This is a genomic window from Rhizobium sp. CNPSo 3670 (genome assembly GCF_057784555.1).
Genome location: NZ_JBXSOL010000021.1, coordinates 22,597 through 43,332, shown reverse-complemented (window position 1 = coordinate 43,332; position 20,736 = coordinate 22,597). Strand labels below are relative to the sequence as shown.

Genomic DNA, 20,736 nt, shown 5'->3' with positions numbered 1-20,736 from the left:
GCCGCCCAAAAACCTATTGTCAGACAGAGGAAGGAACTCTCATGTCTCTGAAAATCATCGCCATCACCGCAGTGCTCGCTGCCCTTGCTTCGCCCGCTCTTGCCGAAGACAAACCCATGGACATGAGCAAACCGATGGCCGGCCACGACGCCTCCAGCCAGGCGTTCAAGAAGGCGAACGACAAGATGCACGAGGATATGATGATCAAGTACAGTGGCGACGCCGATACGGATTTCGTCCGCAGCATGATCCCCCACCATCAGGGAGCGATCGACATGGCCAAGATCGAGCTCCAGTACGGAAAGGACCCCGATCTGCGCAAACTCGCCGAAGCCGTCATCAAGGCCCAGGAAGCCGAGATTACGGAGATGAATGCCTGGCTCAAAGCTCACGGCAAATAACCGATCGTCTGAAAACGGGGACGCCGGATCTTTCCGGCGTCCCTGCGAAGTGCTGGACCGGATTTCGGCGATCAGTCCTTAGGCTCGAAATCGGCCGGGCGTCGGCCGGCTCCCTGCCTTGCCAGCATCCAGCCCGGATATTCAGGCGCCAGCGCGCTTACCTCGTCGAGCCTCTGCATATCGACTTCGTCGAGCTTCAGCCTGACGGCGGCGAGGTTCTGGTCGAGCTGATCGACACGCTTGGCGCCGATGATGACCGAGGTGACGAAAGGCTTTGCGAGGATGTAGGCGAGCGCAACGGTCGCGACGCTGACGCCATGCTTTTCGGCAATCTCGCGCATGACGGCGACGCAGGCCCAGGCCCTGTCCTTGTCGACCGGCGGGAAGTCGAAATTGGCGCGGCGGCCCTCGCCGTTGCCGGGGGCGCCCGGACCATACTTGCCGGAGAGCAGGCCGCCGGCGAGCGGCGACCAGACCATCAGTCCGAGCTTTTCCTCCTGCATCATCGGCACGATGTCCCGTTCGAGATCACGGCCGGCGATGGAATAATAGGCCTGCACCGTTTCGAACCGGGCAAAGCCGCGGCGTTCGGAGAGACCGAGCGCCTTGGAAATGCGCCAGGCCTGCCAGTTGGAGACGCCGATATAGCGCACAAGACCACGCGAAACGAGATCGTCGAAAGCGCGCAACGTCTCCTCGATCGGCGTCACCGTATCTGTCGCGTGGATCTGATAGAGGTCGATATGATCGGTCTGCAACCGCTTGAGGCTCGCCTCGACCGAATCCATGATATGGCCGCGCGAGGCGCCGCGGTCGTTCGGCTTGTCGCCCATGACGCCATAGACCTTGGTGGCGATGACGACGTCCTTGCGGGGGATGTCGAGGTTCTTCAGCGCTTGGCCGAGCAGCCTTTCGGACTCGCCTGATGAATAGACATCGGCCGTGTCAATGAAATTGACGCCTGCTGCCAGCGAGCGCTCGACGATCCGGTCAGCGGCATTCTGGTCGACATCGGCGATGGCGCCCCACATGCTGCCTTCTTTGGCTTCGCCGAAGGTCATCGTGCCCAGGCAGATTTCCGAGACGAAAAGTCCCGTATTTCCGAGTTGATTGTAACGCATGGTCGAAAAAATCCTTTGTGTCTGCCGCAAGAGGGACTTGCGAACGGAAGAACTTCATCTTTTGATTATTGGCCTGCGCGCGACAGGCACAGCCGTGGCTGGCTGCTGGGTGAGGCCCATTCGATGTAGTGCGACGGCGGCGCTTTTCAACGCCAGGCCTTGTCGCATCGAAGGCTGACGCCCTTGTCTCGACTTAGCCCTTGTCTCGACACAGGCGGCCGATAGATTGCCGGCCATAGTTCAAGAGGTGCACATGTGACGACGCGAGCACTGACGACGATCGGCTTCGACGCCGATGACACGCTTTGGCAGAACGAACAATATTACCGACTGACGGAAGCTCATTTTACCGAGCTTCTTGCCGATTTCGCCGAAGGCCCGAAGATCTCCGAGCGGCTGCTGGAAGCCGAGAAACGCAATCTTCGCCACTACGGCTTCGGCATCAAGGGCTTCACCCTATCGATGATCGAGACGGCGATCGAGATCACCGAGGGCAAGGTGCCGGCGAGCGTCATCGCCAAGATTCTCGATACTGGCCGCGACCTGCTCAGCCATCCAGTCGAGACGATGCCGCATGCGCGCGACACGCTGGAGGCTCTCGCCGGCAAGTATCTGCTTGTCATGATCACCAAGGGCGATCTCTTCGACCAGGAGCGTAAGCTCGCCCAATCCGGGCTCGGCGACTTCTTCGATGCCGTCGAGATCGTGTCCGACAAGACTGCCGTCACCTATCGCCGCATCTTCTCCAAGGTTGGCGACGGGCCGGAGCGAGCGATGATGGTCGGCAATTCGCTGAAATCGGATATCGTGCCGGCGATCGCCGCCGGCAGCTACGGCGTCTTCGTGCCGCACGAACTCACCTGGGTGCTGGAACATGTGGACGAACCGACGGAAGCGCCGCGCTTCCGCAAGATCGGCCATCTCGGCGAATTGCGCGAACTGATTGACGGGCTCGCATAGCGCGGCCGCGCCTCACTTCGCCTTGGGAGGCGCCTTCGGAAACAGTGAGGGCGATTCCGGCTCAGCCGGCGGCTGCTGCGGGGCTGCGGTCAAGGGCTCGATCAGGATGCTGAAGGGGGCGCCGAGGCCGCGGCGCGGCGAGACCTTGGAGTAATAGGGCCGCAGCAGCCAGGTGGTATTTTCCTTCACCGTCGTCTGGTAGCTCATGCCGTCCTCATCGGTGCCGAAGAAAGCTTCGTCATCGGGTTTCGACAGGTCGAAGATCGCCAGGAAGGCGAACTTGCTCTTGGTGGAAAAATCGATCTTCACATGCTGACCGGCGCGCACCGGCAGCGTGTAAACATGGCTATTGCCGAATTTCGTCCATCCCTTGAGTTGCATCGTGACGGCCGGAAACTGCAGCTTCTCCAGCTTCTCGCCGGGATCGAGCTGCGGCGTCTGCGCCGCGGCAAATGCCGGCAAGAAGAACAGGGCAAGGGCAGCGAACAATATTTTCACGGACAGATCTTTCATGGTCGAACCAGCACGGCGCGCATCGCCTCCACCTCGGGCCGGCAGAAACAACCCTCCAGATGATCGTTGACGAGGCCCATCGCCTGCATGAAGGCATAAATTGTGGTCGGGCCGACAAAGGTCCAGCCGCGTTTCTTCAGATCCTTCGAAATGATGACCGATGTCGGCGTCGTCGGATTGGCGACGATGTGGTCGCGATCGACCACAGCCGGCCGCTCGTTGTGGCCGGGTTCGTAGCGCCAGAAATAACCGGCGAGCGAGCCGAATTCGTCCCTAAGTTCGATGGCGCGCCTGGCATTGTTGATCGTGGAGACGATCTTGCCGCGATGACGGATAATGCCGGCATCGGCCAGGCAGCGGGCCACATCCTGCTCACCGAAGAGGGCAACCTTCTCGAAATCGAAACCGGCGAAGGCGGCGCGGAAATTCTCCCGCTTGCGCAGGATGGTCAGCCAGGAAAGGCCGGACTGGAATCCTTCGAGGCAAATCTTCTCGAACAGGCGGATATCGTCGGTGACCGGCCGGCCCCATTCCTCGTCGTGGTACTTGAGATAGTCCGGCAGGTTGGCGTGCCAGTGGCAGCGGCTCCTGCCGTCCTCGCCGATGATGATGCCATTCGTGCTCATGTCCGCTTCATTTTCGGGGATCCGCTTCGCTGTCCACTCATGATTCCGGCTTTACCATTTGCAAACCGTCTTTCCAAACCGATCGGTAACCCTGACGAAAAGTTTATTCGGCCCGTCGGTTTTTCACGGATCAATCTTTACCATTCGCTGGCGGATGGGGTGGCAGCGTCTGTGCGAGCGGATCCGTCCCGCCAGTCCATTTTCGGTCATTTGTAGAGAGTTCGTCCGATGATGAAACACCTTTTTCTAGCCGGAGCCTTCTGCGGCATCTTCTCCACGGCCGCCATTGCGGACGACCGCTACGCCACCCGTCCGCCAATCATCCTCAGCCCCGATCTGACCGCACCGTGGATCAATCAGCTCGGCGGCAAGGTCCGGCCTGTCGTCTATCAGCGCCCGGTGGTGCAGCCGCAGCAGCGTGGTCTTTTCCAGCGCCGCATCATGCGTCAGGCGCCGCAGCCGGCCCCTCAGACCGTTTCGGCGATCAATCCCAGCATACCGGCGATCCGCCATCCGATCGAGCCGCAATATCTGCCGCAGATGGTCGATTACGACACCACGGAAAAGCCCGGGACCATCGTCATCGACACCAACAACCGCTTTCTCTATCTGGTCATGGACGGCGGCAAGGCGCGGCGCTACGGTGTCGGCGTCGGCAAGCCGGGCTTCGAATGGGCGGGCGTCCATAAGATCACCCGCAAGACGGAATGGCCGGACTGGACGCCGCCTTCCGAGATGATCAGCCGCGAGGCCGCCAAGGGCCATTATCTGCCGGCGCGCATGGACGGCGGCCCGGAAAACCCGCTTGGCGCGCGCGCCATGTATCTTGGCTCGACGCTTTACCGCATCCATGGCACCAACGCGCCCTGGTCAATCGGCAGCGCCGTTTCTTCCGGCTGCATCCGCCTGCGCAACGAGGACGTCGTCGATCTCTACGACCGCGTCAACGTCGGAACCCGCGTTATCGTCATGTAACGGCACACGCAAAAGCTGGAGCACCAGCAAGAGTGTTCAGCGGTTTTGCGTTGAGAATTCCGTAAAAACAACGAGATGGAGCATTTTCGTGTTTCGGAGAAATACGGAAATGCTCTATGAAGCCGCTAAGACAGGCGGCTCCACTCGTCCAAATTGCTTTATCCGGCCATGTCGATCTTGAATCGGGCAGAAGATCATGTAGCTTCGGGCGGACTTGCTTGAGGGGAATCGACTATGATCAAAGTGATGCCGGGACTGGCCGCGGCCGGACTTGTCCTGTCCTTGATTTCTACATCAGCCTTCGCCGCGCCGGTCGGCTCGGCTTCCGACAATGCACGGCAGCCGGCGCAGATTGTGCGCGTGGCGCAGATGCCGAAGTACGTAAAGCCGCAGTTCAAGCGCAAGAAAGTGCGCCTGGTGACGACGGAAGCGGCTGGCACCGTCATCATCGATACCAACAACAAATATCTCTACCTGGTCGAAGGCAACAACCGCGCCACCCGCTACGGCATCGGCGTCGGCCGCGACGGCTTCGGCTGGTCGGGCATCGTTAAGATCGGCCGCAAGGCCGAATGGCCGGCCTGGACGCCGCCGGCCGAAATGCGCCGCCGCGAAGCCGCCAAAGGCCACATCATCCCCGCCTACCAGGAAGGCGGCGAGGACAATCCGCTCGGCGCCCGCGCCATGTATCTCTATCAGGGCGGCCGCGACACCATCTTCCGCATCCACGGCACCAACCAGCCTTGGACGATCGGCCTCAACATGTCTTCCGGCTGCATCCGCATGATGAACGAGGACGTGATGCATCTTTACGATCGCGCCCCCGTCGGCACCAAGGTGATCGTCATCGGTCCCGGCAACAAGCAGGGCAACGTGGCGTTCGAAGACAGAGGCATCGACGTTTTGCGCACGATGTTCGGCGGCTGAGCAACACTTTAGAAAAAAACGAAAGGCGCCATTGGAGGCGCCCTTTGTTTTGCTTAGACATTGCGGCGGAAAACTGCCAAAGCTGCCTCAGAGTCGACATATTGCAATTTGGGGTTATTCAATGACGTCTGCGCTGCGCTCCTCCGCCTCCCTTCTTGCGGGCATCGCATTTTTCACCATCTTTTCAGCCGCCTCGGCTTCAGCGGAAGATCTGGAATTCTCCATCTATGGCGGCTACCAGACCGCGCCGCACAGTGGTGTTGACCTTTCCGACGGCACGCATTTCACCGCCGGTTGGGAAGGCAAATCCTTCGGAAGCCCGCCCTATTACGGCGGCCGCGTCACCTGGTGGCTCGAAAACTTCAACAAGCCGAACTGGGGTATCTCGCTCGATTACACCCATGACAAGGTCTATGCCGACGACGACACCCTCGAAAAGACCGGCTGGTCGCATTTCGAATTCACCGACGGCCTCAACCTGCTAACCATTAACGGTCTCTATCGCTTCCAGGATCCCACCCGCCGCTGGACGCCCTATCTCGGCGCCGGCATCGGCGTCAACATCCCGCATGTCGAAGTAATTCGCCCCGAGGGCAAGACCTGGGCTTATGAATTCGGCGGCGTGACGCTGCAGGCCCAGGCCGGCGTCGACTTCAAGGTGACCGACCGCTGGTCGACCTTCGTCGAATACAAGGGCACCTATTCGCGCGTCGACGTTCCGATCGATAGCGGTGTGGACCTGAAGACCAACATCTTCACGAATGCCGTCAACGTCGGCGTATCGTTCCACTGGTAACAGAATAAGAGAAACAGAGCGCCGCGAACCCGGTAGGAGGCGCGGCGCTTTTATTGTTTTTTCGTTCCGATTTCGGTCCGCTGCAACGCTGCACGCCTTTCAGAGGCGCAAAGGACGCGAGGACAGTTTGAATTGCCCCGGCGCTATTTCGTGCCGCAACTGACCTTGCCCTCGGCGGCGTAAGGTTTGCTGCCGCCATCGATGGCCAGGGAATAGGTGCCGCTGAAATTCGCCGCCGGCTTTCCACGCGCGCCGGCGACCACCACCAGATCCAGCGTTGCGCCGCCGGTATCGTCACCGCCGCCGTCGAAGACTTCCAGGAGCAGTTCGCCATCGCGCGACCAGTGATTGCTCAGATGCTGTGATTCGAACACACGTTTTGCAAAGGCCGCTTGTGCGTGATCCTTGACAATAAGCGCGCCGCGGAAATGGTTGAGCCTGTGGCCGGCATCGCTTGCGAAACCGCTCTCGAGGGTGAAGCGCGCCTGCGCGTCATCGGCGGAACAAAATAGGCGGCTGTCGGCACGGGCCGCGCCTGCCGCACCGAGCAGTCCCGCAAGTACAATCATTCCCCGCCACATCGCCCAACCTCCCGGGAGCGGCCCGAATGGGCCCGCATTCCCTTCAGCCTAACGGCAAACCGGTTAATTTTTCCGGCATAGCGCCGCCATAGGCCCAATCGAGAAGTTCGACCGTATGCAGGATCGGGATCTCGGTTCCGGTGGCGATCTGGGTGATGCAGCCGATATTGCCGGTGGCGATGATATCGGCCTTGGTGGCTTCGATGTTTTTGACCTTACGCGCCTTCAGCGCCGCCGAAATCTCCGGCTGCAGGATGTTGTAGGTGCCGGCCGAGCCGCAGCAGAGATGGCCTTCGGCCGGATCGCGCACGGTGAAGCCCGCCGCCTTCAGCAGTTGCTTCGGCTGAAGGGTGATGCGCTGGCCGTGCTGCATCGAACAGGCGGAATGATAGGCGACCGTGATGCCCCTCGGCATATGGGCCGGCAGGTCGAGGGTCGCCAGATGTTCGCTAATGTCCTTTGCCAGCGCCGAAACCCTGGCCGCCTTTGCTGCATAGGCGGGGTCGAGGCGCAGCATGTGACCGTAGTCCTTGATCGTCGTGCCGCAGCCCGAAGCGGTGATGATGATCGCATCGAGGCCATGACTCTCGATCTCGCGCGTCCAGATATCGACGTTGGTGCGGGCGCTTGCGAGCGCCTGCTCGGCCCGGCCCATATGGTGGACCAGCGAACCGCAGCAAACCTCGCCTTCCGGCGCCACGACCTCGACGCCGAACCGCGTCAGCAGCCCGATCGCCGCCGCGTTGATGCCGGGATCGAGCACCGGCTGGGCGCAGCCGGACAGGATCGCCACCCGGCCGCGCCGCTCCGCCTCGGGCCGATATGTGCCGGGTTTTGAAAAATCTGAAGGCGCGGGAACGCGGCGCGGTGCAAGCGCCAGCATGGCGGCAAAGGGTTTCAGCGCTGCCCCCCGCATCAGTGCGGCAAAGGGGCGGCCGAGACGGGCGAGATGGAGCGCCAGCCGGAACCGGCCGGGAAAGGGCAGCACGGCCGCGAGAATGGCGCGCGTCAGCCGGTTCATGAACGGCCGTCTGTAAGTCTTTTCGATATGGGCGCGGGCGTGATCGACCAGATGCATATAGTCGACGCCCGAGGGACAGGTGGTGACGCAGGAAAGGCAGGAGAGACAGCGGTCGATATGGGTGACGACCTCGGCATCGGCGGGCCGGCCGTTTTCCAGCATGTCCTTGATGAGATAGATGCGGCCGCGCGGGCTATCGAGCTCGTTGCCGAGCGTCACATAGGTGGGACAGGTGGCGGTGCAGAAACCGCAATGAACGCATTTGCGCAGGATCTGCTCCGATTCGGCGACATGGGGATCGGCGAGCTGGGCCGGGGTGAAATTGGTTTGCATCTAGCGGGGCCTCCGCTTAGGGGGCGCTGTGCCTGGGGCACCCCCCTCTGTCCTGCCGGACCCGGGGTCGAGCCACAGGTCTCGACCCGTCCTTCGGACCCCCACAAGGGGGGAGATCGGCAAGACGATCGGCCATCGGTCCCTCTCTGCCGTGTTCGACCGGCAGTGCCCCCGTTGTTTGGGGAAGCCGTCGCCCCGATCCGATCTCACCCCTTGTGGGGGAGATGTCCGGCAGGACAGAGGGGGGTGACCCGCGCACAGACTCATCTTCTCACCCCATCTTCCCCGGATTAAAAATCCCAGCTGGATCGAACTTTTCCCTCACCCGCCGCGACAGCATCGCCACCGCCTCCGGCTCCGGATGGAACGCCGCCGTTGCCGCCCTCGCTGCCTCCGATGCACGGATCAGTGTCGCATGGCCGCCGCCGAGCGCCTTGATGAAGCGGCGGACCAGATCTGCTTCAGGATCCGCCTCCATCCTCATCCAGACGAGACCGCCCTGCCAGTCGTAGAAGGCGTCGACGCCGGCTTCGAGGCGGAGTGCCGAGACCAGTTGATGGCCGGTCCCCGGCGCAACCGAAACGCGCCAGACCGGCCGCGTCGTGCCGTCGGCATAGGGTAATACATCACGGATTTCTCGCCAGAGTCTGCGGCTTTCCGGCTCATCCAGCCGCGTCACCGTGGCAAAGGCCGACATCGCGGCCGCAAGCTTCTCGATGCGCACGTCGACCGAACCGGGCAAGCCTTCGACGCGCAGAACCGTCGCCTCGCCCTCGGGCAATTTGCCGGCAAGGAATTTCCAGGTCACCGTCAGCGGCAGATGGGCAGCACCGGAGATCTCGACCGGCAGCGCCATCGCCGCCGCCATGGCATTGGCCGCTTCGGCATCGTTGAGGCCGGAGAGCACCAGCGTCTGTTCCGTCTTCGGGCGCGGCGGCACGCGGAAGGTCAGTTCGGTGATGAAACCCAGCGTGCCGTGCGAGCCGGCGATCAGCTTGACGAGATCGAGGCCGGTCACATTCTTCATCACCCGGCCGCCGGCCTTGATGATCTCGCCCCTGCCGTTGACGAAGCGCACGCCGAGCAGGCTGTCGCGGGCAGCCCCCGCAATGAGGCGGCGCGGGCCGGAGACATTGGCGGCAAAGACGCCGCCGATCGTCGGCTCGCCCGATCTGCGCATGATTGGCCGATGATCCATTGGCTCGAAGGCAAGCATCTGGCCGCCTTCGGACAGTGCCGCCTCGACCTCGGCAAGCGGCGTACCCGAGCGGACCGTCATGACCATCTCGCCGGGATTGTAGGCGATGATGCCGGAAAGCCTGGTCGATCGCAGCCGGTCTTCCGATGCAACGGCGTTGCCGAAACCCGAGCGCGTATCACCGCCACAGATAGCGAGCGGCCGGTTCGTCTCCGCATGTGTGAGGACGATCGCCGCCGCCTGTTCCTCGCTTGTGGGCATCAGATCGATCATTGGGACGGGCGCCCTTCGAGCGGGAAGACCTTCGATGGGTTGAGGAGCCAGCCCGGATCGAAGGCGGCGCGCACCGCCATCTGCTGGGCGAGATCGGCCTCCGAATATTGATGGCGCATCAGGTCGCGCTTTTCGATGCCGACGCCATGCTCGCCGGTGAGGCAGCCGCCGGCGTCGACGCAGAGCTTGAGGATATCGTTGCCGGCGGCTTCGGCGCGGGCGGCATCCTCGGGGTCGTTGGCATTGAAGAGGATCAGCGGATGCATGTTGCCGTCGCCGGCATGAAAGACGTTGGCAACCCGCAGGCCGTAATGATCGACGATCTCCGTGGTCTTCTTCAGCACATGGGAAAGCTGGCTGAGCGGCACGGTGCCGTCCATGCAGATATAGTCGGCGATGCGGCCGGTGGCGCCGAAGGCGGATTTGCGCCCTTTCCAGATCAGCGCGGCCTCGGTGGCCGACTGACATTCGCGTACGGTCTTCACAGCATGGCGGCGGGCGATCTCGACGATATCCTTCAGGGTGGCGTCCATTTCGGCTTCCGAACCCTCGACCTCGACGATCAGCAGCGCCCCGACATCGAGGGGATAGCCGGCATGGGCGAAGGCCTCGCAGATTTCGATTGCCGGCTTGTCCATGAATTCGATGGCAACCGGGATGATGCCGGCGGCGATGATATCGGCAACGCAGGCGCCGGCCTCTTCCGAGCTTTCGAAGCCGAAGAGCACGGGACGGGCACCTTCCGGCTTGGCGATCAGCCGCACCGTTGCCTCGGTGACTATGCCGAGCTGGCCTTCGTGGCCGCAGACGAGGCCGAGCAGGTCGTAACCGGCCGCATCCAGCGCCTTGCCGCCGAGCTCGATCACCGTGCCGTCGACAAGCACCATTCTGACGCCGAGCAGATTGTTGGTGGTAACGCCATATTTCAGGCAATGGGCGCCGCCGGAATTCATGCCGATATTGCCGCCGATGGTGCAGGCGAGCTGCGAACTCGGATCAGGCGCGTAGAAGAAGCCGTCGGCCGAGACGGATTCGGAAATGTTGAGATTGGTGACACCCGCCTGAACGACGGCGACACGGTTCGGCAGATCGATTTCGAGAATGCTGTTCATCTTCGACAGGCCGAGCACGACGGCATCCTCCTGCGGAATGGCGCCGCCGGAAAGCGAAGTGCCGGCGCCGCGCGGCACGACGGGAATGCCGTAGCGGTGGCAATAGCGCATGATGGCCGCGACCTCGGCCGTGGTGCGCGGCAGGGCGACGGCGAGCGGCAGGCGGCGATAGGACACGAAGGCGTCGGTTTCGAACGGCACCAGCTCGCGCGCCTCATGAACCAGGCATTCCGGCGGCAGAAGATCGGCGAGATCGGCAACGATCCGGGCGCGGCGCGCCAGCACATCGGCGCGCGGGGCGAGAAACGGAATGGCGTCGGACATGGTGTCCTCCCTGACCCTGACGACCGGAAATCGCAGCGGCAAGATGACAGCGGGACGGGCCGCCAGCCTCTGCCGCCGGTGAACCGGCTTAGCACTTTCCCGAAAGTGGCGCAAATGCTAAGCACTTATGTCAAAAGGGAAAAAGTCTGAAAACCTTATGACCAATCTGGGTGATCTCGAAATCTTTGCCAAGGTCGTTTCGACGGGCAGCATGTCGCTCGCCGGGCGGGCCCTCGGCTTTTCGCCCGCGGTCGTCTCCAAGCGGATCAAACGGCTGGAGGACCGGCTCGGCACCCGGCTTCTGCAGCGCACGACGCGGCAGATCTCGCTGACGGAAGCCGGACAGGGTTTTTACGACCGTGTCCTCGGTATTCTCGCCGGGTTGGAGGAGGCTGAATTTTACATTTCCGGCCGCTCGGCGCAGATGCACGGCACGCTGAAGATCTCGGCGCCGACCTCCTTCGGCCGTATGCATATCGCGCCGCATTTGAAGAATTTCATGGAGGCGCATCCAGAGCTTGCCATTAACCTGGTGCTGACGGACGAATTCTCAGACATCGTCGGAGGCGGCTTCGATCTGGCGATCCGCATCGCCGAGTTGACGGATTCGAGCCTCGTTGCCCGGCGGCTGGCGCCGGTGCGACGGGTGCTCTGTGCCTCGTCGGACTATCTCGCTGCGCATGGCCAACCGGGGGACATCGAGGATCTGAAACACCACCGATGCCTTCCGGCGCACAACAACGACACGTGGCGGCTGATCGGGCCGGAGGGTGCGCTCAGCCTGCGACCGGAGGGCATGCTGATCACCAATTCCAGCGAAGTGATCCGCGAAGCGGTGATCGCAGGCCTTGGAATTGCCCTGCGCTCGACGTGGGATATCGGCAAGGAACTCAAGTCCGGCCGACTGGTGCAGGTGCTGCCGGCCTATGAGGGCTCACAGAATGTCGGCCTGTCGGCCGTCTATCCCAGCCGCCAGTTCCTGCCGGCCAAAGTGCGGCTGTTCATCGACTATCTGGCCGAGCTTTATGGTCCCGTCCCTTATTGGGAGCTCTGACGCAGATCCGCTGCCTCGGCTTAAAGCGCGCCGCGATCTTCTAGATCCGCTCGGCCCACGCTTTCAGTCTTGATTTCCCGACATGCTCTAACGCCAGAGATCGAGATAGGCGCTCGCCACCATCGCATCGATATCGGAGGGCACCGGCACCACGCAGGCTTCGGCACCGGCCTCGCCTTTCGCGATCCGCTCCAGGCAGCGGGCCTGAAGCGTGAAGCCGAGGTCCATCGACTCGGCGGAATTGCCGAGCGGCCGGGGACCGGCAAGGTTGGCCATATGGCCACGGCCAAGCACGTGGAACGAACGGCCATCCTTCAGATGGAAGGTCTCGATATGCTCGGCCTCATATCGGTCGATGCCGGCGACATCGGGATGGCGCCGAAAGGCTTCGACATCGATCTCCAGCGGAAAATGGCCGCCATTCATCAGGATCGCGCCATCCTTGAGAAGCGGCAGATCGGCCGCCGTCACAATAGCGGGAAAACCGGTGACGGTGATGAGGATATCGGCCGAGCGGATCGCGGCGTCGCGCAAGGGCGTCACGAAACCGTCGAGATGGGCTTCGAGCGTCGTCACCGGATCGATGTCGACAACGCTGACGGTGGAAAAAGCATTGCGAAAACAGGCGGCCGTGCCCTTGCCACAGGCGCCATAGCCGAAAACCGTCACCCGTTTGCCATTGGTGGAGCGATTGGTGAAGCGAAGAAAGCTCTCGAACAGGCTCTGACCGACCGCATGCCGGTTCTCGGCAAACTGCTTGATCGGGCTGTCGTTGATGACGAGGATCGGCATGTTCAGGCGTGCGCGCATCGGCAACAGCCGCGTGCGGCCGGACGTCGTCTCCTCGGTGCCGCCGAGAAGATTGGCGAAAGGCTTTTCCACGGCGATGGCGAAAAGATCGCCGCCATTATCGAGCAGCAGATCCGGCCTTTCGGCGATCACAGCTTCCAGGCTCTGGTGATGGGCCGCGGCATCGGTCGTCAGGGTCGCAAAGACAGTGATGCCCTGTGCGCGCAGGAACTCGACCGTCGAGGGCTGGGTGCTGTTGAGATTGCCGGTGCAAACGAGGCGCGCTCCGCCGGCACGAAGCGTCATGAGAAGCGCCACCGTCTTCGGCTCCAGATGGATGCCGGTGCCGATCGACAGGCCATCGAAAGGGCGCGTGCGCTCGAATTCCGCCGCTGTTGCCTTGAGCAGCCGACAGACGCTGCCGATCCAGTCGATGCGGGTTGCGGTGCTTTCCATCTTCTCTTCCTTTTTCCGTTTCCGCGCCTGTATTAGCGCAGCGGCAGTAAGGCGGACATGGACGTAATTCTGGCGCTGGAGCAGAAAAACTGCCCTTTCAGGCCGGTGTTCCGCAGCGAAGCAGCCAGGCGGACAAGGCCGCTAAGGCCGGCCGCTTGGCATCCGGCGTGCGGCAGCAGAGACTGTAACCCGACGGCCGGGAAATGAAGCCGAAGGGCGCGGCCAGTTGCCCACGTGCGAGGTCGTCCTCTATCGAGGCGCGCGGCGCAAGCGCGATGCCGAGCCCGGAGCGGGCAGCGGCGAGCGCCAGCAGCAGATCCTCGAATTCCTGCCGGCGGGAAAAGCTGACCGGCGGCGTGCCGCTTTCGGCGAACCAGTCGTCCCATAACCGCGGAACGCTGCGGCTGACGAGTTGCGTCAGAGCGCCCATCGCGCCGAGTCCTGCGGACAATGTCGCGGCAAGCGCCGGGATGGCGACGGGACCGAATTCGTCCTCCATGAAGCGCAGCGCGACAATTCCTGCAGCCGGCCGGTATTCGCCGCCCATGATCACCGCATCCAGTTCCGGGTGCATCTGCAGCGGCTCGGCCACGGCCATCGGCACGATGTCAATCAGAGTATCGCCGAGGCTTGCCTGCATATCCGCAACGCGCGGCATCAGCCACCAGACCGCGAAGGCGGAAGGCACGCCGAGGCGAATACGGCCAGGTGCGGCACCCTCGAAATCCAAAGCGGCCCGCTGCAGAATATCGAAAGCCGCGCTCGCAGCCTCGGCGAACGCGCTCGCCTCTGGTGTCGGGACCAGCCTGCGGCCGTCGCGCGTGAAAAGCTTCCGGCCGAAGTGATTCTCCAGCGTGGCAATCTGCTGGCGCACGGCGCCGCGCACCACGTTCAGCTCCTCGGAAGCCTTCAGAATGCTACCATGGCGGCAGACGGACACGAAGGCGCGGACGGCATTGAGGGGCGGGAGACGCATAATTACCACATTGGCAAAATGATAGGGGAACAATTCGTCCCGGCATTGATTAGGGGTCCGGACCGACTCATACTGTACACCTGTGCAATATGACGCATTCGAAACAGGCCGCGACGGATTTCTGAGCCTGCCCCAGCTCGATTTCCCCTAAAAACGGCGGCTAATCATGTTTTGGATCGCCCGCGGCTTTGGATTGCGTCAGGGTTCCGTGATACACGTATATGAGTGATTCCTAACAACCATGCAAAGGTGACCCGACAATTGACTCTTCTCGCCCGATTGGCATCCGATGTGCAACTGATGTTCCGGCGCCCGCCGCGACAGCAATATGGTGCCATCTGTTACCGGGTGAAGAAGAAAAGCGCTGAGGTCGAAGTTCTGCTGATGACGAGCCGCGACACCGGCCGCTGGGTCATTCCCAAGGGCTGGCCGATGAACGGTAAGTGCGCTCATGAGGTCGCCGCGCAGGAAGCCTTGGAAGAAGCCGGCGTACGCGGCGCGGCCGAGGCGGAAACGCTGGGTTTCTACACCTATCAGAAGGTGCTGCGTGACGGGGTGCAGGTCGTCTGCAAGGTGCAGGTCTATCCGCTTGAGGTTACCGACTTGGCGAAGAACTTCAAGGAAAAGGGCGAGCGCACCATCGAATGGGTCTCATGCGACGAGGCGGCCAGCCGCGTCCGCGAACCAGAACTTCGCAATCTCTTCCTCGCCTTCAAGCAAAAGATGACCGACAGACTCTCGGCCAAGGCGACGAAACAAATTCCGGTGGAATGAATCCTGCCATCTTGCACTGCTAGGAAAGCAGCGTAGAAGCAGATTTCATCCTTCAGGAAAATGAATGCCGCCCCGTCCCGCAGTTCTGACGAAACGCACGCTCGACAAGGACCTCGATAAGATTACCTATGTCGAGGACGCGGCGAAGCATGTTGCGCGGCGGCTGGTGGCGCCTGGGCTCGGGCTGATTTTCGTCGGCATCGTCATGCTCTTTGCAGGCGTCTACGTCTTCGACCGTCCGGGCGCCGTGCTCGTCGTGGCGGCAGCGGCCCTTGCCGGCTACATGGCGATGAATATCGGCGCCAATGACGTGACCAACAATGTCGGTGCGGCCGTAGGCGCACGCGCCATGACGATGGGCCAGGCGCTTGTCATCGCTGCGATCTTCGAGGTCTTAGGCGCTACGATCGCGGGCGGCGAAGTGGTCAAGACGATTTCCTCCGACATCGTCGATGCCGGCCAGGTGTCGCCGGCGGTGCTCGGCTGGATCATGATGGCGGCGCTGACCGCCGCAGCCCTTTGGATCAACCTTGCAACCTGGATGAATGCGCCGGTTTCCACCACGCATGCGATCGTCGGCGCAGTGATCGGGGCCGGCATCTCAGCTGTGGGGCCGGAGGCGGTGAATTGGCGGGTGATGTTTGAGATCACCTCGAGCTGGATCACCTCGCCGCTGCTCGGCGGACTGATCGCGGCCGGTCTGCTCTATCTCGTCAAGACCCTCATCATCTATCGCGACGACAAAATCGCAGCGGCGCGGCGCTGGGTGCCGGTGTTGGTCGCGACGATGGCCGGCGGCTTCATGGCCTATATGCTGCTGCAGCTGTCGCCGATCGGCAGATTTCCGCCCTTCACCGTCATTCTGATCGGAATCGGCATGGGGCTGGTGAGCTGGCTTGCCGTTCGGCCGCTCGTCCTCGCCCAGGCGCGGGATCTCGAAAACCGCAACAGCTCACTGCGGGTGCTGTTCCGGCTGCCGCTGATCGGCTCGGCGGCGCTGCTGTCATTCGCGCATGGCGCAAACGACGTTTCCAACGCAGTCGGGCCGCTTTCGGCGATCGTCCATTCGGTGGGTATCGGCGGCGACGGCGTCGGCCATCCGCCCCTCTGGGTAATGCTGATCGGCGCCTTCGGCATCTCCGTCGGCCTGCTGCTCTTCGGGCCGCGCCTCATCCGCCTCGTCGGCGAAGAGATCACCAAGCTCAACCCGATGCGCGCCTATTGCGTCGCGCTGTCGACCGCCTTCACCGTCATAGTCGCCTCCTGGCTCGGCCTGCCGGTCAGCACCACGCATATTGCCGTCGGCGCCGTCTTCGGCGTCGGCTTCTTCCGCGAATGGTACACCCGCCGTTCCAAGCGCCGCATCGCCTATATCAGGCGCAAGGCCGAGAGCTGGGAACTGGATGAACCGGAGGAGCCGAATATTCATGAACGGCGGCGGCGCTACCTTGTGCGCCGCTCACATTTCATGACGATCATCGCGGCCTGGATCATCACCGTCCCGGTATCGGGGGCGCTTGCGGCGATGATTTATTGGGTTATGTTCGCGCTCTTCATCTGAGGCTCCAGGTTTTTCGAATGCGCGCCAATTTCCGCATGCAACGGCTTTTCGTCGACGCGCCCCTTTCCAGCGGCGCCGTCGTGGAGGCGAATGCCGATCAGTTCAACTATCTCGCCAATGTGCTGAGAATGGAGAACGCTGCGGAGATCCTGCTCTTCAACGGCCGGGACGGCGAGTGGAAGGCCTCCCTTTCCTTCCCCACGCGCAAACGCATCCAGCTGACGGCGATCGAGCAGACGCGGCCACAGCCGGCGCCTTGCGACCTGCATTATCTGTTCGCGCCGCTCAAAGTCGGCCGCATGGATTATCTCGTGCAGAAGGCTGTCGAAATGGGCGCCGGCTTGCTGCAGCCCGTCATGACCCAGCACGTGCAGGGCAAAATCACCAATCTCGACAAACTGCGTGCCAATGTCGTCGAGGCGGCGGAGCAATGCGGCGTTCTCGGCATCCCTGATGTGGCGGAACCAGTGAGACTTTTCGATCTGCTCGACCATTGGCCGAGCGAGCGGCGCATCATCTATTGCGACGAGGGCGATGCCGGGCAAAACCCGCTGCCGGTGCTGGCAGCCATCCAGGAAAGGCATCTCGCTCTGCTCGTCGGGCCGGAAGGCGGCTTTTCGGAAGAAGAGCGGGCGCGGCTTCGAAGCCTCGATTTCGTCACCGCCATTCCGCTCGGGCCGCGCATCCTCAGGGCAGATACGGCGGCCGTTGCGGCGCTGGCGGTGGTCCAGGCGGCGATCGGCGACTGGACGTGACCGGGAAAACGGTTGAAGGGGAAATCACTGCTGTTTTTTTGATGCGTCGTTGAAAGAATTTCACTTGCAACAAACGTGGCTTGGGTCCTAATCACCTTCCAATTGCCCGCCCCCTGGGCGCTTTCTTGAATACAGGTACCCCGCATGGCCCGCGACACTACCGACCAGACGCCGCTCTCTTCGGTTCAGGATCTGACCGATTACATCGCCGCGGGCAACAAGCCGCGGGAGCGCTTCCGGATCGGCACCGAACATGAGAAGTTCGCCTTCTTCCGCGCCGACAACAGCCCGGTTCCCTATTTTGGCGATGCGAGCATTTCTGCCCTGCTCACCGGCCTGCAGAAAAAGAGCGGCTGGGAGCCGATCGTGGACGGCGGCAACATCATCGGCCTTGCCGAACAGAACGGCATGGGCGCGATCTCGATCGAACCCGGCGGCCAGTTCGAACTCTCCGGCGCGCCGCTGGAAACGATCCACCAGACCTGCAAGGAATCGAACCAGCACCTGGCGACGCTGCGCGAGATCGCCGAGCCGATGGGCATCCGCTTCCTCGGCATCGGCGGCAGTCCGAAATGGACCTATGCCGAGACTCCGCAGATGCCGAAATCGCGCTACGAGATCATGACCCGCTATATGCCGAAGGTCGGCACCAAGGGTCTCGACATGATGTATCGCACCTGCACGATCCAGGTGAATCTCGATTTCTCCTCGGAAGACGACATGCGCAAGAAGATGCGTGTCTCGATGAAGCTGCAATCGCTGGCGACTGCGCTGTTTGCCTCCTCGCCCTTCACGGAAGGCAAGCCGAACGGTTTGCTTTCCTGGCGTGGCGATATCTGGCGCGATGTCGACAACCGACGCGCCGGCCTGCTCGACTTCACCTTCCGCGACGACTTCGGTTTCCGCGATTACGCCGAATGGGCGCTCGACGTGCCGATGTATTTCATCGTCCGCAACGGGCGCTATCACGACTGTACGCACGTCACCTTCCGTCAGTTCATGAATGGTGCATTGAAGGGCGAGGTCGCCGATCCGGAGCCGACGATGGGCGACTGGACGAACCATCTTTCGACGCTCTTCCCCGACGTGCGGCTGAAACGTTTCCTCGAAATGCGCGGTGCCGACGGCGGCCCGTGGCGGCGCATCTGTGCACTGCCGGCCTTCTGGGTCGGCCTGCTCTATGAAGATGCAGCCCTCGAGGCAGCCGACCAGCTGACCAAGGATTGGAGCTTTGCCGAGGTCAGCGCCCTGCGCAACGCCGTTCCGGCCGAAGGGCTGCAGGCTGAATTTCACGGGCACTCGCTTCTCGAGACGGCGCGCGAGGTGTTGGGCATATCGAGGGCCGGCCTCAAAGCCCGCGGCAAGCTCAACGGCGAAGGGCAGGACGAGAGCATCTTCCTGGCGCCGCTCGACGAAGTGCTCGCCAAGAAGGCAACGCTCGCCGAGGATCTGCTGTCGCTCTATCACGGCCGCTGGCAGCTTTCCGTCGAGCCGGTCTTCGAGGACTACCAGTATTAGGTTTGCCGCACCGGCACTCTCCAGCTCGGATACCTCACTCCGCGCCTTTGCCGGAACAGCTTTAAGTTCTTATGGCAAAAAGCCGTTTGCACATTACCTTTTCCGGATATAGTGGCGTTACACGCGTCACGACTCGGGGAAAGGGACCTCCATGCTGCCACTCTTCGACATGATGATGCAGGCGCAGAACGGCGCAGCGATGGAAGCGGTCGCCCGTCAATTCAACCTGGCGCAGGAGCAGGCAACGAAGGCCATGGCGGCGCTGATGCCGGCCTTTTCCGCCGGCCTGAAGCGCAGCACCAGTAATCCTTACGATTTCGTCGGATTGATGCAGGCCGTCGCCTCCGGCAATTACGCACGTTATTTCGAAGATATGAGCCGGGCTTTCACGCCCGAGGGCATTTCCGACGGCAACAATATCCTCGCCCAGCTCTTCGGCTCCAAAGAGGTTTCGCGGGCGATCGCAGCCCAGGCCGCCCAGATGACCGGGATCGGGCAGGAAATCTACAAACAGATGCTGCCGGTGCTGGCAGATACGCTGATGGGCGGGCTCTTCAAGCAAACGACCGGTCAGATGGCCGCGCCCGTCAATCCCTTCGTCAACACGGCGATGGGCGAGACCATCCAGAAATGGCTGGAAAGCACGGGCTTCGCACCGAAGCCAAAGACTGCTCCTGAAGCCAGCATCTTCGACAACCCGTTCACGCAAGCGATGCAGACGATGTTTTCGGCACCGAAGCCCGAACCGGCGCCTCAACCCAACCCCTTCCTCGACAATCCCTTCGCCAAGGCTTTCCAGGAGATGATGGCCGGCCTCAGCCAGCAGCCGGCGGCCCAAAAGCCGGCAGCGAAGACGCAGGCAGCGCCGAAGGAAGAGCAAAAACTCAATGCCGAGAGCTATGCCGAAATGCTGAACGCCATGTTCGACAGCGGGCTGGAGGTGCAGAAGAGCTATCAGAGGAATCTGGAGGCGATCTTCGAAACCTACCGGCCGAAGCCTTCGTCAGAGACCTAACGCGCGTCGCGTCCAGCCAACATCCGGCACGCATAAAAAGACCCGGCGATGGCTGGGAAAGCCGATCACCGGGTCAAGCGGCAGGGCTATTGGCTATCACCCTGCGGGGAAACTCGCGCTCCTACTCGTCGGAGGAGCGGAAGAACTGCAGGCGCCAACGATTACGCGCCGAGCGCGTCAGATGTTCCGACGGGTCCTCAAAAAAAGTCGAGGCCAGGAACGCCGAGGTCAGGTCGGCCCGAGTGAGGCCGATGTCCCTCAGCTGCGCGTCGTTCAGATCATGCAGCGCGTTGATCTCCATGCGATTGCGGAACACGCGAAAGAGGAAGGTCAACGGCGCAAGGCCTGCCGCCAGACGCTGGTAAAACGTCGGGGTAAGCTTACCGCAGTCGAGTTCTAGTGTCCGGTCTGTCGTGTGCATCGAACTCTCCTTTCTTTCGGGGCACGCAACAACCCACCCCTGCCGCGAGGTCGTGCGGAAGGGAGCAGGCTGGATTCGGCACTGCTTAATTCCTTAAATCGGAATTGATTTAAGGATAAAATTATGCAGCCACTCAAAATGCTACAGCGTCCTTTTGCGCGTCTGAAAAGACGCGCGGCGCTGTAGGACAGGCAGGGTGTCTGTCCTTCACTTTGCTTGATTTGCATCTCGAAGATGCCAAAGACCTATTGATCAG

The 20,736-nt window shown here is 62.0% G+C and carries 21 protein-coding genes; 11 read left to right on the top strand and 10 right to left on the bottom strand.

What is annotated here, in order from left to right; genetic code table 11:
- Positions 1-41: 41 nt before the first annotated feature.
- Positions 42-401, top strand: coding sequence for a CopM family metallochaperone (gene copM, locus AC13QO_RS21075; protein WP_488541707.1), 360 nt, complete (start codon positions 42-44; stop codon positions 399-401).
- A 71-nt stretch (positions 402-472) separates the two neighbouring features.
- Here copM and AC13QO_RS21070 read toward each other — a convergent pair whose 3' ends face one another.
- Positions 473-1,522: an aldo/keto reductase gene (locus AC13QO_RS21070; RefSeq protein ID WP_488541706.1), complete on the bottom strand. Its 1,050-nt coding sequence runs from the start codon at positions 1,520-1,522 to the stop codon at positions 473-475.
- A gap of 255 nt (positions 1,523-1,777) precedes the next feature.
- Between AC13QO_RS21070 and AC13QO_RS21065 the strand changes: the two genes are divergently transcribed.
- The gene (locus AC13QO_RS21065) at positions 1,778-2,482 is read left to right on the top strand and encodes an HAD family hydrolase (protein WP_183702912.1); all 705 of its coding nucleotides are present in this window, start codon (positions 1,778-1,780) and stop codon (positions 2,480-2,482) included.
- 12 nt (positions 2,483-2,494) lie between these two features.
- Here AC13QO_RS21065 and AC13QO_RS21060 read toward each other — a convergent pair whose 3' ends face one another.
- Together AC13QO_RS21060 and AC13QO_RS21055 are read right to left on the bottom strand one after the other, a co-directional pair.
- Positions 2,495-2,995 (bottom strand): hypothetical protein, encoded by a 501-nt coding sequence (locus AC13QO_RS21060; RefSeq protein ID WP_085777095.1) that lies wholly within the window; start codon positions 2,993-2,995, stop codon positions 2,495-2,497.
- Positions 2,992-3,621, bottom strand: coding sequence for a DNA-3-methyladenine glycosylase I (locus AC13QO_RS21055; RefSeq protein WP_097597804.1), 630 nt, complete (start codon positions 3,619-3,621; stop codon positions 2,992-2,994). Before AC13QO_RS21055 ends, AC13QO_RS21060 begins: the two co-directional genes overlap by 4 nt.
- Before the next feature lie 228 nt (positions 3,622-3,849).
- Between AC13QO_RS21055 and AC13QO_RS21050 the strand changes: the two genes are divergently transcribed.
- The 3 genes from AC13QO_RS21050 (at position 3,850) to AC13QO_RS21040 (ending at position 6,319) form a co-directional block, all read left to right on the top strand.
- Positions 3,850-4,596: a L,D-transpeptidase gene (locus AC13QO_RS21050; RefSeq protein ID WP_488541705.1), complete on the top strand. Its 747-nt coding sequence runs from the start codon at positions 3,850-3,852 to the stop codon at positions 4,594-4,596.
- Positions 4,597-4,830: 234 nt separating this feature from the next.
- Positions 4,831-5,523, top strand: a complete 693-nt coding sequence (locus AC13QO_RS21045) for a L,D-transpeptidase (protein ID WP_085777092.1) — start codon at positions 4,831-4,833, stop codon at positions 5,521-5,523.
- Between the two features lie 121 nt (positions 5,524-5,644).
- Complete coding sequence (locus tag AC13QO_RS21040; protein ID WP_085777091.1) at positions 5,645-6,319, top strand: outer membrane protein; 675 nt, start codon at positions 5,645-5,647, stop codon at positions 6,317-6,319.
- Between the two features lie 143 nt (positions 6,320-6,462).
- On the opposite strand, the gene AC13QO_RS21035 is transcribed toward AC13QO_RS21040, so the two are convergent.
- From AC13QO_RS21035 to AC13QO_RS21020, 4 genes are all read right to left on the bottom strand, one after another.
- A complete protein-coding gene (locus tag AC13QO_RS21035) occupies positions 6,463-6,900 on the bottom strand; it encodes a hypothetical protein (protein WP_488541704.1) in 438 nt (145 codons plus the stop codon).
- Positions 6,901-6,943: 43 nt separating this feature from the next.
- The gene (gene glcF, locus AC13QO_RS21030) at positions 6,944-8,254 is read right to left on the bottom strand and encodes a glycolate oxidase subunit GlcF (RefSeq protein ID WP_488541703.1); all 1,311 of its coding nucleotides are present in this window, start codon (positions 8,252-8,254) and stop codon (positions 6,944-6,946) included.
- 271 nt (positions 8,255-8,525) lie between these two features.
- A complete protein-coding gene (glcE, locus tag AC13QO_RS21025; protein ID WP_488541702.1) occupies positions 8,526-9,725 on the bottom strand; it encodes a glycolate oxidase subunit GlcE in 1,200 nt (399 codons plus the stop codon).
- Positions 9,722-11,161, bottom strand: coding sequence for an FAD-linked oxidase C-terminal domain-containing protein (locus AC13QO_RS21020; RefSeq protein ID WP_285194809.1), 1,440 nt, complete (start codon positions 11,159-11,161; stop codon positions 9,722-9,724). Before AC13QO_RS21020 ends, glcE begins: the two co-directional genes overlap by 4 nt.
- Before the next feature lie 157 nt (positions 11,162-11,318).
- Here AC13QO_RS21020 and AC13QO_RS21015 point away from each other — a divergent pair, with 157 nt between their 5' ends.
- On the top strand, positions 11,319-12,215 hold the full coding sequence (locus AC13QO_RS21015) for a LysR family transcriptional regulator (RefSeq protein ID WP_085777086.1): 897 nt from the start codon (positions 11,319-11,321) through the stop codon (positions 12,213-12,215).
- 87 nt (positions 12,216-12,302) lie between these two features.
- On the opposite strand, the gene AC13QO_RS21010 is transcribed toward AC13QO_RS21015, so the two are convergent.
- Positions 12,303-13,460 (bottom strand): adenosylhomocysteinase, encoded by a 1,158-nt coding sequence (locus AC13QO_RS21010; RefSeq protein WP_488541701.1) that lies wholly within the window; start codon positions 13,458-13,460, stop codon positions 12,303-12,305.
- Positions 13,461-13,557: 97 nt separating this feature from the next.
- Positions 13,558-14,436, bottom strand: coding sequence for a LysR substrate-binding domain-containing protein (locus tag AC13QO_RS21005; protein ID WP_085777084.1), 879 nt, complete (start codon positions 14,434-14,436; stop codon positions 13,558-13,560).
- A 261-nt stretch (positions 14,437-14,697) separates the two neighbouring features.
- On the opposite strand from AC13QO_RS21005, the gene AC13QO_RS21000 reads away from it, so the two are divergent.
- From AC13QO_RS21000 to AC13QO_RS20980, 5 genes are all read left to right on the top strand, one after another.
- A complete protein-coding gene (locus AC13QO_RS21000) occupies positions 14,698-15,210 on the top strand; it encodes an NUDIX hydrolase (protein WP_285194812.1) in 513 nt (170 codons plus the stop codon).
- A 64-nt stretch (positions 15,211-15,274) separates the two neighbouring features.
- Positions 15,275-16,771, top strand: coding sequence for an inorganic phosphate transporter (locus AC13QO_RS20995; RefSeq protein WP_488541700.1), 1,497 nt, complete (start codon positions 15,275-15,277; stop codon positions 16,769-16,771).
- Between the two features lie 17 nt (positions 16,772-16,788).
- A complete protein-coding gene (locus AC13QO_RS20990; protein ID WP_085777081.1) occupies positions 16,789-17,526 on the top strand; it encodes a 16S rRNA (uracil(1498)-N(3))-methyltransferase in 738 nt (245 codons plus the stop codon).
- 144 nt (positions 17,527-17,670) lie between these two features.
- Complete coding sequence (locus AC13QO_RS20985; RefSeq protein ID WP_285194815.1) at positions 17,671-19,044, top strand: glutamate--cysteine ligase; 1,374 nt, start codon at positions 17,671-17,673, stop codon at positions 19,042-19,044.
- A gap of 151 nt (positions 19,045-19,195) precedes the next feature.
- A complete protein-coding gene (locus AC13QO_RS20980; RefSeq protein ID WP_097597818.1) occupies positions 19,196-20,059 on the top strand; it encodes a DUF937 domain-containing protein in 864 nt (287 codons plus the stop codon).
- A gap of 121 nt (positions 20,060-20,180) precedes the next feature.
- Here AC13QO_RS20980 and AC13QO_RS20975 read toward each other — a convergent pair whose 3' ends face one another.
- On the bottom strand, positions 20,181-20,480 hold the full coding sequence (locus AC13QO_RS20975; protein WP_097597819.1) for a DUF1127 domain-containing protein: 300 nt from the start codon (positions 20,478-20,480) through the stop codon (positions 20,181-20,183).
- Positions 20,481-20,736 lie beyond the last annotated feature (256 nt).

Coding starts and splice junctions, on each gene's coding strand:
- copM (WP_488541707.1), top strand. CDS start 42: ATGTCTCTGAAAATCATCGCCATCACCGCAGTGCTCGCTGCCCTTGCT.
- AC13QO_RS21070 (WP_488541706.1), bottom strand. CDS start 1,522: ATGCGTTACAATCAACTCGGAAATACGGGACTTTTCGTCTCGGAAATC.
- AC13QO_RS21060 (WP_085777095.1), bottom strand. CDS start 2,995: ATGAAAGATCTGTCCGTGAAAATATTGTTCGCTGCCCTTGCCCTGTTC.
- AC13QO_RS21055 (WP_097597804.1), bottom strand. CDS start 3,621: ATGAGCACGAATGGCATCATCATCGGCGAGGACGGCAGGAGCCGCTGC.
- AC13QO_RS21050 (WP_488541705.1), top strand. CDS start 3,850: ATGATGAAACACCTTTTTCTAGCCGGAGCCTTCTGCGGCATCTTCTCC.
- AC13QO_RS21045 (WP_085777092.1), top strand. CDS start 4,831: ATGATCAAAGTGATGCCGGGACTGGCCGCGGCCGGACTTGTCCTGTCC.
- AC13QO_RS21040 (WP_085777091.1), top strand. CDS start 5,645: ATGACGTCTGCGCTGCGCTCCTCCGCCTCCCTTCTTGCGGGCATCGCA.
- AC13QO_RS21035 (WP_488541704.1), bottom strand. CDS start 6,900: ATGTGGCGGGGAATGATTGTACTTGCGGGACTGCTCGGTGCGGCAGGC.
- glcF (WP_488541703.1), bottom strand. CDS start 8,254: ATGCAAACCAATTTCACCCCGGCCCAGCTCGCCGATCCCCATGTCGCC.
- glcE (WP_488541702.1), bottom strand. CDS start 9,725: ATGATCGATCTGATGCCCACAAGCGAGGAACAGGCGGCGGCGATCGTC.
- AC13QO_RS21020 (WP_285194809.1), bottom strand. CDS start 11,161: ATGTCCGACGCCATTCCGTTTCTCGCCCCGCGCGCCGATGTGCTGGCG.
- AC13QO_RS21015 (WP_085777086.1), top strand. CDS start 11,319: ATGACCAATCTGGGTGATCTCGAAATCTTTGCCAAGGTCGTTTCGACG.
- AC13QO_RS21010 (WP_488541701.1), bottom strand. CDS start 13,460: ATGGAAAGCACCGCAACCCGCATCGACTGGATCGGCAGCGTCTGTCGG.
- AC13QO_RS21005 (WP_085777084.1), bottom strand. CDS start 14,436: ATGCGTCTCCCGCCCCTCAATGCCGTCCGCGCCTTCGTGTCCGTCTGC.
- AC13QO_RS20995 (WP_488541700.1), top strand. CDS start 15,275: ATGCCGCCCCGTCCCGCAGTTCTGACGAAACGCACGCTCGACAAGGAC.
- AC13QO_RS20990 (WP_085777081.1), top strand. CDS start 16,789: ATGCGCGCCAATTTCCGCATGCAACGGCTTTTCGTCGACGCGCCCCTT.
- AC13QO_RS20985 (WP_285194815.1), top strand. CDS start 17,671: ATGGCCCGCGACACTACCGACCAGACGCCGCTCTCTTCGGTTCAGGAT.
- AC13QO_RS20980 (WP_097597818.1), top strand. CDS start 19,196: ATGCTGCCACTCTTCGACATGATGATGCAGGCGCAGAACGGCGCAGCG.
- AC13QO_RS20975 (WP_097597819.1), bottom strand. CDS start 20,480: ATGCACACGACAGACCGGACACTAGAACTCGACTGCGGTAAGCTTACC.